Below are 12,317 nucleotides of genomic sequence, written 5' to 3' on the forward strand. Positions count from 1 at the left end.
GGCCATTTCAACAGGAATAATCCATGCCAATCAGCTAGTTATGAAATTACCGACTATCTTTAATCTCTCCGCTTATCAGGCAACTGAAAATAGCACTGGCGCTCTTTTTCAATACTCTTAATATCCGGCTTCGGGGGAATATCCGGGGGTTTACGAGGAATGAACAATGAAATCCGCTATTACCACCACTGCCTTGTCCAGCCTGCTGTTTTCCGTTGTCGCGTTCACTTCGTTACAGGCATCCAGTGCGCCCCTTCAACCAGCAGGCCAGCAACCGCTGCTGATGCTGGCGGAAGGCGGCGGTGATCGCCTCCTGCAATACCGGGAGATGCAGGCGCAACGCAGGCAGACGGCCGCTGACGAAAGCGAGCGTTTCGCCCAGTTGGTCGAGGACAAACCAACGGCGGCCGGCTCAGGGAGCGCCAGGGAAACGGCAGAATCGGCCACGAAACCCGCAACCCACTATCAATCAAGCCGCCACCAGCAAAGTGCGGAATACGAGTACTGATCTGCAGTAGTGCCCCCTCTCCTGGCGCGTCCCGCCCCGCGCCAGGAGCGGAACTGCAACGCCAATCGCCAACGACTTCGCTTTCATAGCCAACATTTCCCCATTGATGGAAAAATCTGGTGGGAATTTCCCGCTGCAAGGACATCGGCCGGCGCAGTAATTTAGCCGGCGGATCATTCACAGGGGACGGCGATGGACTCACTCACCCAGGCGGTGCTCGGCGCCACCCTCCAGGGCGCACTGCTCGGTCGCTGGCAAGGACGCAAGGCCCTGCTCTACGGCGCGCTGCTCGGCACTCTGCCGGACCTGGACGTGGTAATCCGCTACACCGACGCCGTGGAGGCGATGACCTACCACCGCGGCTTCAGTCATTCGATCTTCGTGCTCAGCGCCCTGGCGGTATTGCTGACCTTGCTGGTTCGACGATGGCGGCCGAATCCAGATTATTCGACGCAACGCCTGTTCCTCACCCTCTGGCTGGTGCTGGCCACGCATCCCGTGCTGGACAGCTTCACCGGCTACGGTACCCAGTTGTTCTGGCCACTGATGACGCCACCTATTGCCTGGTCCAGCATCTTCATCATCGATCCGCTCTACACACTGCCCCTGCTGGCGGCCGTGTTCGGCGGACTGCTGTTCGGCCTGCGCAACCGTGCACCGCGCCTGCCCGTAGCGGCCCTGGCGCTGTCCAGCCTTTACCTGCTCTCCAGCCTCGGCGGCAAGTTCATGGCCGAGCAACGGGTGGCCGAGGTGCTGGAGCGCGAGGGCATTCGCCCGCAGGCAATCTTCAGCACGCCGACGCCCTTCAACACGCTGCTCTGGCGGGTGATCGTGCTCGACGGCGAGGACTACCACGAAGCCCTGGTGAGCTGGTTCGACCGCAATCCGCCCCGGCTCGAACGCATCCCCCGTGGCACCGAGCTGGCGCGACGCCTGCGCGATTCGCCCCAGCACCTGCGCCTGGCCTGGTTCACCCACGGCATCCTGCGTTACGACCAGATCGACCAGGTGCTGGTCGTCACCGACCTGCGCCTGGGCATGACGGGCTTCCATCCCTTCCGCTTCATCCTCGCCGAACAGCGTGACGGCCGCTGGCAACCGGTCGCCGAGGCGCGCCGCTGGCCCACCGACCGGGGCGACCTGGAACGTCTGCAGGTGCTCTGGCAGCGCGTCTGGCATCAGGATCAGGCGGTACCGTTATCCACCTGGGCCAGCCTGCTGCAGCGCTAGAAGAGAGCGGCTCTCGACGCATCACGCAAACAGGCCGATTGGCAGCGACTCATCCCAACTGCGCAACTGCAGAAAGACGAACCCCGGCGATTGGCCGGGGTTCTTGTATTGCAGCGGAATAATCAACCCGCCTCGTAACCGGCGACCTTGTCAGCCTGGACCTTGCCGCTCTGCTTCAGGCGGTAGCAGCCCCACATCACCAGCAGCCAGACCGGGATGGCGTACACCGACACCTGGATGCCCGGGATCATCAGCATGATGACGAGGATGAACAGCACGAAGGCCAGGCACAGGTAGTTGCCCATGGGGTACCACAGGGCGCGGAAGCCGGTGCGGACGCCGTCCTTGTCCATGCGCTGGCGGAACTTGAGGTGGGAGTAGCTGATCATCGCCCAGTTGATCACCAGGGCGGCCACCACCAGGGACATCAGCAGCTCCAGCGCATTGTGCGGAACCACGTAGTTGACGATGACGGCCAGGAAGGTCACCAGGGCCGACACCAGCAACGAGCGCACCGGTACGCCGCGCTTGTCCACCTTGGCCAGGGAACGCGGGGCATCGCCCTGCTCGGCCAGGCCCAGCAACATGCGGCCGTTGCAGTAGGTGCCGCTGTTGTAGACCGACAGTGCGGCGGTGAGCACCACGAAGTTCAGCAGGTGAGCGGCGGTGTCGCTGCCGATCAGCGCGAAGATCTTCACGAAGGGGCTGCCGCTGTACGGGTCGCCAGCGCTGTTGATGGACGCCAGCAGCGCATCCCAGGGGCTCAGGGACAGCAGCACGACCAGGGCGCCTACATAGAAGATCAGGATGCGGTAGATGACCTGGTTGATCGCCTTCGGGATCACCTGCTTGGGTTTGTCGGCCTCGGCGGCGGTGAAGCCGAGCATCTCCAGGCCACCGAAGGAAAACATGATGAAGGCCATGGCCATCACCAGCCCGCTGATGCCATTGGGGAAGAAGCCGCCATGTTCCCAGAGGTTGCTCACTGCCGCCTGCTCACCACCGGAGCCGCTGAACAGCAGCCAGCAGCCGAGGATGATCATGCCGACGATGGCGACGACCTTGATCATGGCGAACCAGAATTCAGCCTCGCCGAAGAGTTTCACGTTGGCCAGGTTGATGGCGTTCACCACCAGGAAGAACACCGCAGCCGTGGCCCAGGTGGGGACTTCCGGCCACCAGAAATGGATGTACTTGCCCACCGCGGTGAGCTCGCTCATGCCCACCAGCGTGTAGAGCACCCAGCAGTTCCAGCCGGAAAGGAAGCCGGCGAAGCCGCCCCAATACTTGTGCGCGAAGTGGCTGAAGGACCCGGCGACCGGTTCTTCGACGATCATTTCGCCGAGCTGGCGCATGATCAGGAAGGCGATGAAACCGCAGATGGCATAGCCGAGGATCATCGAGGGGCCGGCGGACTTGAGGACCCCGGCCGAACCGAGGAAGAGGCCGGTGCCGATGGCGCCGCCGAGGGCGATCAACTGGATGTGGCGATTCTTCAGGCCGCGTTGAAGCTCGCCTGAGTGTTGCATGTCACTCATTGCGTCACCTTTTGTTGTTGTCGTGACGGGATTTCACCCGCCGGGCTTGTGGTCCGGCGGAAGTTTGCAAGGCGGATAAACCTCTATTGCGCGTCTGGCTGTACCTCCGGAGCAGCATTCCTGAATGCCTCGAGGACTTCGCAGCGCGCAGCGATATCGAGGATGCGCGGATAGGCCGACAGGTCACAGTCGAAGCGGCGCGCGTTGTAGATCTGGGGAACCAGGCAGGCTTCCAGATAACCCGGACGGCTACCCAGGGAGAGCTTGCCGCCAAAGGCTTGCAGGCCCTTTTCCACAGCGCAGAAACCGAGGGCTACCCAGTGGCGGTACCAGGCGTCCTTGGCTTCATCGGCTACGCCCAGTTCGGCCTTGAGGTACTGCAGCACCCGCAGGTTGTTCAGCGGATGCACATCACAGGCGATGTGCAGGGCCAGCGAACGCACCAGGGCGCGCTGGGCAGGGTCGGCTGGCAACAGGGCCGGTACGGGAAAGACTTCTTCGAGGTATTCGAGGATGGCCAGGGACTGGGCGATGCGGATTTCGCCACCGGCATTGCCCGAGTCCACCAGCAGCGGCAACAGGCCCTGGGGGTTGAGCTCGCGGTAGGCGCTCTGGTGCTGTTGGCCGCCATCCTTGACCAGGTGAACCGGCTCCTGGCGATAGGCCAGGCCCTTGAGGTTGAGAGCGATGCGGACGCGGTACGCAGCGCTGGAGCGCCAGTAGCCGTAGAGGGTGAGTTCGGTATTCATGGCGTCGGGCCGTTTTTTTGTTTGCGTCATCTCACTCTGGCAGCGCTTGGCGAGCAAGGCGTGGAATCCGGCAGAGCGAGGCGCTGGACGGTCGATCCGGAAAGTTTTCCTTACACCTGCGGCGCCGTGACGGCTGCGCCTGTCAGGCGCTCCACCTGCGTAAGGTTTTTGTGACAGGGCGTTCAGCCAGGCTGCCAGCCGCCAGCCCTGCAGGCCGACCGGCGGCCATTTGCAAGGGCTCCTGGCCTGTGCCATATGAAAGCAATGCGCCACTAGCTTAAGGACGCCGCGCAATGCCGCACATGGACGAGCTCTACGACAGCCTGGTCAACCTTTGCTACGAGTGCGTGCTCGACAGGGACGCCTGGCGGCCGATGCTCGAACAGCTCGCGGCGGTTACCGGCCACCAGATGGGTGCCCTGCTCTTCCTCGACCAGCGGGAACAGCGGCCGCAGGTCACTTCCATCAATCTCTGTGACCCGGCGAGCGTGAAGGCCTACAACAGCTATTACCACCAGTACGATCCGGCCAAGGAAGTGCTGGTTCCGCGCCCGATAGGCAGTTGGTACCACGATCGGGAAGACCTCGGCGCGCAGCGTATCCGCCGCGATCCGTACTATCAGGAGTTTCACCTGCCCTTCGGCATGAACAGCATTTCCTGCATCAAGCTGCACGAACAGGCGAACACCGGCATCTACCTGTCATTACTGACCGCGGTGGGCGCCAGCCTCCCCGAACAGGAACAGCGCAACCTGCTCAAGCGCCTGAGCCCTCACTTGCTGCGGGCGGCGCGGATGTCCAACCGCCTGCAGACGCTGGAGCTCGATGTGGCCCATCGCGAGCTGCTATTGGAGCGCCATCCGGCACCGGTCTGGCTGCTCGATGCCGAAGGACGGGTGCTGTTCTGCAACCACCAGGCGGAACAGCGCCTGGGCCAGTTGGAGTTTGCCCTGCAGGGCCGCCAGGGCAGGCTGCAGGGCAAGTCGCTGGATGGCCGCCTGCAGGCGTTGATCCGCCAGGCCGCCGGCCACAGCGGCAAGCGCCGCGCCGGCTGGCTGCCGCTGGACAGCGAACCGCCGACCCAGTTGCTGGTGACTCCGGTACCCGATGCGTCTGCGCTGGCCGCACGGCACAGCGGGTCCCTGGTGCTGCTGGCGCTGCTGGAGAACCCACCTCGCAGCCAGTTGCTGGCCGACCTCTTCCGACTCAGTCCGGCGGAACTGCGCCTGGCTGAACTCGTCACGCAAGGCCTGGCGCCGGAAACGTGCGCCGAACGCCTGAATGTCTCGATCAACACCATTCGCACTCAGTTGCGCGCCCTTTTCCGCAAGACAGAAACGGAGCGCCAGGCTGAGCTGGCGAATCTCTTTACCCGCTTGCAGGGGCTCTGATTCGCGTTATCCCGCCTAATTTAAAGCGCAATTTCATCTATCTGAATGATTGCAGGCAGATCGCCATCTACTAAGGTTCTACTCGGAGTGAGCGTCTGCCTTTATCCCGCGTGTCGGGTCAAGGAATCCACGTCTGGCCAGAGGAGGTGGCATGTGGAAGAGATCAGTGATCCGGAAGAACTGAGCAGAAGCATTCAAGAACAACAGCAACTCCATGAAGAACTGGTGCACATCAAGGCCGAACGTGAACGGCTGAGATTCGACAAACCCGCGCCCCCCAGCGAAGCGGAACCGCCGCCGAGCAACATCGTGCCGTTCCCCTGCAGACCGGTCGCCAGCCCTGGCCTGCGCTGCGGCAATGCCCTGTTGCTGGACTATCTCTACGGAGTGGAGACCGACGCCCTGCGCGACTTGTCCGAGGAACGCACCCGCCAGCTATTCGACTTCGCCACCAGCGCGCAGGCAGCGCGTGCGCTGCGTTGCCGACGACGCATGCTGGCCCGCGCCCTGGACGAAACCTGCCAGCGAGCTGGAGCGAAAGCGCGTCTGCTCTGCATCGCCGGTGGTCACTTCCGCGAAGCAGAGCTGGCCCACGAACTGCGCTACGGGCGTTTCGGCGAAATGTTGGTGTTCGATGACGATGCAGCGCGACTGGAGATCGTACGCCGGAGCTACGGCGCGCTGGGCGTGCATACCCGGCTGGGCAAGCTTGAGCAGTTGCTGGCCGGCGAATGCGGGTTGGAGGGCTACGACCTGGTGTATTCGTCCGGGGTCACCGAACTGCTGGACGACCGTCGCTGCGAGCGCCTGGTCCATCGCCTGTTCCAGGCCGTGAGCCCAGGAGGGCGGCTGCTGTTGGCCAACTTCCGTCCCGAGGTCAAGGGCATCGCCTTCCTCGAAGGGCTGCTGGACTGGCGACCACGCTATCGCCACGACGCCCAGATGCTCAGCCTGCTGGACGGCGTCGACTACAACCAGATCGCGTCTGCGCGGGTGTTCCACGATATCGGCCAGCGCATCGTGTTCCTCGAAGCGGTGAAGTACGGCTGAATGAGTTCGGTCGACTTCCGTCCCCAACCGTAGGAGCCAGCTTGCTGGCGAACGGGGCCTGCCTTTCGCCAGCAAGCTGCCTCCTACAGCGTCAACCCTGCTGCAAATGCCCGTAGAGCTTGGCATAAAGACCACCTTCAGCGATCAGCTGTTGGTGGTCGCCGTCTTCGGCGATATGGCCACCGTCGAATACCAGTACCCGGTCGGCCTGCTTAACCGCTGACAGGCGGTGGGCGATGATCAGGGTGGTACGACCGTTGAGGAACGTGCCGAGCGCTTGGTGCAGGGCGTATTCAGTGGCGGCGTCCAGGGCGGAAGTGGCTTCGTCGAGGACCACCACCTTGGGTTCGGCCAGCACCATGCGAGCGATGGCCAGGCGTTGCCGCTGGCCGCCGGACAGGCGCACACCGGAACGACCGACCACGCTGTCCAGTCCCTGCGGCAGGCTACGAATGGTTTCGGCCAGTTGGGCAATTTCCAGGGCGCGCCAGCAGGCGTCGTCGCTGCGCTCGCGGCCCATGGTCAGGTTGGCGCGCACGCTGTCGTTGAACAGCGCCGGATGCTGCAGCACCACTGCGACGTTGTCGCGTACCTCAGCCAGGCCGATTTCCTCCAGCCGGCAGCCACCAAAACGGATCTGCCCAGCCTGGGGCTGGTAGAGACCCAGCAGCAGTTGCACCAGGGTGCTCTTACCACCGCCACTGGCGCCGACTATGGCGACTTTCTCGCCGGGCGCGATGGACAGGTTGAGGCCGTCCAGCACCGGCTCGTCGGAATAGGCGAAACGCAGGCCTTTGACCTCGATGCCCACGGTCTCGCGTCCTTTGAAAGGATCGACGCTGGGCGCGTACTGGGGCTCGTCGGCGCGGGCCAGCAGTTCGTTGATACGAGCGACGGCGGCGCCGGCGGAATAGTAGGAGTACTGCAGGCCCAACAGTTGTTCGACCGGGCCGATCATGAACCAGAGGTAGCTGAACACCGCCAGCATCTGGCCGATGGAGAGATCGGAGAAGAGCACCGTGAGCATCGCCGCGGCGCGGAAGAAGTCGATGCCGAACTGGAACAGCAGACCGCTGGTGCGCCCTGCCGCATCGCTCTTCCACTGGGAGGCGACGGCGTAGTCGCGGACTTCCTGGGCGCGCTGGCCGAGACGGCCGAAGAAGAAGCCCTGGCGGTTGCTGGTACGCACTTCCTGGATGGCCTCCAGGGTTTCCGTCAGTGCCTGGGTGAAGCGCGCGGTGCTGTCGTTCTCCAGCTTCTTCAGGTGCTTGACGCGCTTGCCCAGCTGCACGGTGGCGTAGATCACCAGCGGGTTGAACAGCAGGATCAACAGGGCCAGTTGCCAGTGCATCCAGACCAGGATGGCGGCCGTACCCGTGAGGGTGAGCACAGCCACCAGGAAGCGGCTGAGGGTTTCGCCGACGAACTTGTCCAGGGTGTCCAGGTCGGTCACCAGGTGGGCGGTGACGGTACCTCCCCCGAGGCTCTCGTATTCGCCGAGGGAGATGCGTTTGAGGCGCTCGATCAGGCGGGTACGGACGCGGTAGACGATGTCCTTGGCCAGCCGCGCGAAGAGGCGCGCCTGCAGCACGTTGAAGACCAGGGCCATGCCTCGCAGCAGCAGGGTCACGACCAGCATCAGGCCGATGTAGCCGACTGCATTCTCCCAGGGCTCGGGCAGGAAGTTGTCCATGAAGCGCAGCGCGGCGTCGCCCTGTTTCAGTAGGACTTCGTCCACCAGCAGGGGCAGCAGCAGCGGAATGGGCACGCTGCAGAGGGTGGCCAGCACGGCGACGAAGTTGGCCAACCAGAGGGCTTTCTTGTGGCGCAGGGCCAGACGACGGATTTCCGCCCAGCTCAGGCGATCAGCCATGGGTACCTCGCTCCAGCCAGCGGCCCAGCAAGGGCGCCAGCTCGTCGAGCGGCTGGTAGCCATTGGTCAGCAGCGCCAGTTGGCCGTTGCGTTCGGCCAGCAGGGTCGGGAAACCGGCGATGCCAAGGTCCTGTACCCAGGTGAAATCGGCGACGGTCGCCTCATGGCTGGAGGCGGCGTCGAAGCCTTGCGCGAACTCGATGCGCGGAATCCCGGCCTGTTCGGCCAGCGCCACCAGGGTGGACGCCTGGGTCACGTCGCGCCCCTCGGCATAGAAGGCCTGCTGGATCAGTTTGACCAGCGGCCAGGCCAGCTCAGGAGCCAAGCTACGCGCGACCACCAGGGCCCGGCAGGCCGGCTCGGTGTCGTAGACGAAGCCCTCGGGCAGTGCGCCCTCGAAGCGGAACGGTTGTCCAGTGGCCTGGTTGACCGCCTGCCAGTGTTCGAGGATGTAGCGCTTGGTGTGCGCGTCGAGCGCGGCACCATGGCCGGTACGCAGGCCGCCAGCCACCAGCTGCAGCGGCACGTCGGCTGCCGCAGCCTGCCCGGCGAGGGCCTCCACCACGGGGGCGAAACCCCAGCACCAGGAACACATGGGGTCCATCACATAGAGCAGGCGGGCGTTGGACAAGCTCAATCCTCCAGGGCTTGGCGCGGGTCGCGACCGATCGGGTGAGGCAGGTTGCGGGCCTTGGCCAGTTCGATCTGCTTCTGCCGCTCGATGGCACTGGCACGGGTCCTCTCGCTCAAGCTGTCCCAGCAGTGCGGGCAACTGATGCCAGGCGAGTAGTGCTCCGACTGACGGTCTTCCACGGATATCGGATTACGGCAGGCGTGGCACTGGTCGAAATCCCCTTCCGAGAGATCGTGGCGCACGGTGACGCGGTTGTCGAAGACGAAGCAGTCACCGCGCCAGAGGGTTTCGCCCTGGGGCACTTCCTCCAGGTACTTGAGGATGCCGCCCTTGAGGTGGAAAACCTCTTCGAAACCCTGGTTGAGCATGTAGCTGGAGGCTTTTTCGCAACGGATGCCACCGGTGCAGAACATGGCCACCTTCTTGTGCACCGCCGGGTCGTAGTGGGCCTTGATGTAGTCGGGAAAATCGCGGAAGGATTTCGTCTTCGGATCGACCGCGCCTTCGAAGGTACCAATGGCCACTTCGTAGTCGTTGCGCGTGTCGATCAGCAGGACTTCGGGGTCACTGATCAGGGCGTTCCAGTCCTGGGGGGCGACGTAGGTGCCAACCTTCTGGTTGGGGTCCACGCCGGGAACACCGAGGGTGACGATTTCCTTCTTCAGCTTGACCTTGGTGCGGTAGAAGGGCTGATCCGTGCAGTAGGACTCCTTGTGGTCCAGGTCCACCAGGCGCGGGTCGATCCTGAGCCAGGCGAGCAGCGCGTCGATGGCTTCACGGGTGCCCGACACGGTGCCATTGATGCCTTCCTCGGCCAGCAGCAGGGTGCCTTTGACGCCGTTGTCCAGCATGGTCTTGAGCAGGGGTTCGCGCAGCGCAACGTAGTCCTTCAGGGTGACGAACTTGTACAGCGCCGCAACAACGATCTGGGTCATGCGGTGACTTCCTCCAGTGGTCGCCCACGTAAAGGGCGGACCGGGTGACAGAAACGACTGCGCCGGCTGGGCCGGCGCGGTGCGAAGTCTATCAAAAAGCCGCCAGCCACTGGCTGCGTGAATTGGTCTCAGGCGCCCAACGGACGTCGGGGCGCCCGGGCCAGGCGCTCAATGATCCAGCTTGCTGCCACCCCGGCAGGTCGGCGAATCCGGCGCTGCGCCCTGTGCTGCCCACTCCTCAGGAGTGTAGGTATGCAGGGCCAGGGCATGGACCTGTCCCATCAGTTCACCCAGGCTGGCGTAGACCTTCTGGTGGCGCTTGACGGCGTTCAGCCCGGCGAACACCGGGCTGACGATCACCGCCTTGTAGTGGGTTTCCTGGCCGCGGCTATGCATGTGGCTCTCGTCCAGCACGTCGAGGTACTGGGGGTCGAGCGCTTCCAGGGCGGTCAGGATACGGTCGCGCTTGGACATCGATTAACTCCGCTTACTGCTGCTTTTTCTTGTCCTGGGGGGCCAGTTCGTTGGTCATGTCGCTGAGCAGCTTGTTGACCTCGGGCACGGCGGTTTCCAGGCGGCTCTGGGTCAGTTGGGCGGATTGCTGGGTAAGGGACGGCATCTTTTCCAGCACTTTCTTGCCCAGGGGCGACTCGTAGAAGGCGATCAGTTCCTTGAGCTCACTCTCGCTGAAGTTGCTGGTGTAGATCTTCACCAGCTCAGGCTTCAGCTTGTCCCAGCCGACGGCCTTGTCCAGGGCGGTGTTGGCCTTGGCCTGGTAGCTCTCCAGGGTGGCCTTCTTGCTGGCCGGCGCCTGGGTCTGCTGGAAACGCTGCTCGAACATCTGCTGCACCTGGGCGTAGACCGGAACGGTCAGTTTGTCGGCGCGAGCGAGCTTGAGGAAGCGCTCGGCATCGGCGGCATGGCTGGCGGCATCGGCCAGAACCTGGCCACTGGCGCACGCCAGCAGTACGGCGGTGCAGAGAATGCGAAGCTTCGTCATTGGGAATCCTTGTCTGGGCACGAATGAGGGGGGCTGCCCCGGGGCTGGTCATTCTGCGCTCAAGCGGATATCGGGCTCAAGCGGCGGGAATTTCGACAACCTCGGGGCGAAAATGTGCGATGCCGCACTTCACGAAGCTGTTGTCAAAACGCCATCACTTGCTCATGCTTCCGCCCACTGGGCATTCTTTGGGGGCTTGGAAACCTGCAGTACCCGTTGACGTAATTTCCGATGAGGACGCAACCGGTTTCCACTAGGCCTGTACGAAAATCACCGAGCGCAGGCTGATCTTGTACAGAGCCTGAAATGCCCAGGCTTCGCACACACATGGACGTGCCCGATGAATAGCCACATATCCACCCTGCTGCCGGGAATCCCCGAGCTCTGCGATGCGCGCGGCATGCTCGCGCCCGCCGCTGTCGGCTGGTCCAACCGGCCACGGTTGAACTGTGCAATACCCGGCCACTTCGGCCGTCGCAAGCGCTGGAACCACTGGTGCATCACCACGCCGCGCTGGATGCTCTCGCTGACCCTGGCGGACCTCGACTACCTGGGCTACGGCGCGGCCTACTTTCTCGATCTCGACAGCGGCCAGGCCGTCGCCCATACCCAGCTACGGCCCTTCGCCCTCGGCTGCCGACTGCCGGATACAGCGCTGCAAAGCCATTGCTTCGACCACCCTCGCCTGCTAATCCGCGTGGACGAGCATCCCGGCCGACTGAGCATGCGGGTAGAGGCACCCGACCTCGGCGGCCAGCCGCTGCAGGCCGCCCTGGACGTGCTGCGCCCCGCCCACCTGGACTCGGTGAACCTGGTCGCCCCCCTCCCCGGCCGCTGCTTCCATGCCAGCAGCCGGCAGCTTGGCCTGCCCGCCAGCGGCAGCGTGCAACTGGGCGAACGCCAGTACCCCTGCATCACCGGCCAGAGCTTTGCCGCGCTGGACTTCGGCCGCGGTGTCTGGCCCTTCCACAGCCACTGGACTCGCGCCGCGTTTGCCGCGCCCGGCGGCATCGCCGGCAATTTCGGCGCCGGCTGGACCGATTCCAGCGGCCTCACCGAGAACGCCCTGTGGTTCGGCGGTCGCCTGTCCAAGCTCGATCGCCCGGTGCAGATCGTGCAAGCGCCGAGCAATCCCTTGGCCCCCTGGCAGCTGTCCACCGCCTGTCGCCGGGTGGAGCTCACGTTCACCCCGCGCCAGCTGCACCAGGCCTGCCCGCGCCTGGGACCGCTCTACGCCAATACGCGCCAATGGTTCGGCCGCTTCGACGGCGTGCTGCGCAGTCCGGATGGTGAATGCGTGCCGGTGACCAACGCCCTTGGCTGGCTGGGGGCCACGCACGCACGCTGGTAATTGCCCGAACGGTTGAACCGAGTGCCGGAGATAGGGCCTAAACTGCGGAATCAATGAC

12 protein-coding genes are annotated in these 12,317 nt (G+C 63.9%); 5 read left to right on the top strand and 7 right to left on the bottom strand.

Annotated features, from left to right (window positions below):
- Positions 1-166: 166 nt before the first annotated feature.
- Entirely contained in the window at positions 167-508 is a 342-nt protein-coding gene (locus G559_RS28815) for a hypothetical protein (RefSeq protein ID WP_051246556.1), read from the top strand.
- Between the two features lie 192 nt (positions 509-700).
- Entirely contained in the window at positions 701-1,738 is a 1,038-nt protein-coding gene (locus G559_RS0110425) for a metal-dependent hydrolase (protein ID WP_028628165.1), read from the top strand.
- 122 nt (positions 1,739-1,860) lie between these two features.
- On the opposite strand, the gene G559_RS0110430 is transcribed toward G559_RS0110425, so the two are convergent.
- Both G559_RS0110430 and maiA read right to left on the bottom strand, forming a co-directional pair.
- Positions 1,861-3,276 carry an amino acid permease gene (locus tag G559_RS0110430; RefSeq protein WP_028628166.1) on the bottom strand — a complete coding sequence of 472 codons (1,416 nt, stop codon included), beginning with the start codon at positions 3,274-3,276 and terminating at the stop codon, positions 1,861-1,863.
- A gap of 83 nt (positions 3,277-3,359) precedes the next feature.
- On the bottom strand, positions 3,360-4,025 hold the full coding sequence (gene maiA, locus G559_RS0110435; RefSeq protein ID WP_028628167.1) for a maleylacetoacetate isomerase: 666 nt from the start codon (positions 4,023-4,025) through the stop codon (positions 3,360-3,362).
- Positions 4,026-4,318: 293 nt separating this feature from the next.
- Here maiA and G559_RS0110440 point away from each other — a divergent pair, with 293 nt between their 5' ends.
- On the top strand, positions 4,319-5,416 hold the full coding sequence (locus G559_RS0110440) for a helix-turn-helix transcriptional regulator (RefSeq protein WP_028628168.1): 1,098 nt from the start codon (positions 4,319-4,321) through the stop codon (positions 5,414-5,416).
- A gap of 153 nt (positions 5,417-5,569) precedes the next feature.
- Positions 5,570-6,466 carry a class I SAM-dependent methyltransferase gene (locus G559_RS0110445; protein WP_028628169.1) on the top strand — a complete coding sequence of 299 codons (897 nt, stop codon included), beginning with the start codon at positions 5,570-5,572 and terminating at the stop codon, positions 6,464-6,466.
- A gap of 91 nt (positions 6,467-6,557) precedes the next feature.
- Here G559_RS0110445 and G559_RS0110450 read toward each other — a convergent pair whose 3' ends face one another.
- The 5 genes from G559_RS0110450 to G559_RS0110470 form a co-directional block, all read right to left on the bottom strand.
- Positions 6,558-8,339 carry an ABC transporter ATP-binding protein gene (locus tag G559_RS0110450; RefSeq protein WP_028628170.1) on the bottom strand — a complete coding sequence of 594 codons (1,782 nt, stop codon included), beginning with the start codon at positions 8,337-8,339 and terminating at the stop codon, positions 6,558-6,560.
- Positions 8,332-8,943, bottom strand: a complete 612-nt coding sequence (locus G559_RS0110455; RefSeq protein WP_036997295.1) for a DsbA family protein — start codon at positions 8,941-8,943, stop codon at positions 8,332-8,334. The genes G559_RS0110450 and G559_RS0110455 overlap by 8 nt, the downstream gene beginning before the upstream one ends.
- 29 nt (positions 8,944-8,972) lie before the next feature.
- Complete coding sequence (gene trhO, locus G559_RS0110460; RefSeq protein ID WP_028628172.1) at positions 8,973-9,908, bottom strand: oxygen-dependent tRNA uridine(34) hydroxylase TrhO; 936 nt, start codon at positions 9,906-9,908, stop codon at positions 8,973-8,975.
- 168 nt (positions 9,909-10,076) lie between these two features.
- Positions 10,077-10,382 carry a BolA family protein gene (locus G559_RS0110465; protein ID WP_028628173.1) on the bottom strand — a complete coding sequence of 102 codons (306 nt, stop codon included), beginning with the start codon at positions 10,380-10,382 and terminating at the stop codon, positions 10,077-10,079.
- A 13-nt stretch (positions 10,383-10,395) separates the two neighbouring features.
- The gene (locus G559_RS0110470) at positions 10,396-10,908 is read right to left on the bottom strand and encodes a DUF2059 domain-containing protein (RefSeq protein ID WP_028628174.1); all 513 of its coding nucleotides are present in this window, start codon (positions 10,906-10,908) and stop codon (positions 10,396-10,398) included.
- A gap of 340 nt (positions 10,909-11,248) precedes the next feature.
- Here G559_RS0110470 and G559_RS0110475 point away from each other — a divergent pair, with 340 nt between their 5' ends.
- Positions 11,249-12,259 carry a DUF2804 domain-containing protein gene (locus G559_RS0110475; protein ID WP_028628175.1) on the top strand — a complete coding sequence of 337 codons (1,011 nt, stop codon included), beginning with the start codon at positions 11,249-11,251 and terminating at the stop codon, positions 12,257-12,259.
- Positions 12,260-12,317: the final 58 nt, after the last annotated feature.

This window comes from Metapseudomonas resinovorans DSM 21078, from assembly GCF_000423545.1.
Classification (GTDB): Bacteria; Pseudomonadota; Gammaproteobacteria; order Pseudomonadales; family Pseudomonadaceae; genus Metapseudomonas; species Metapseudomonas resinovorans.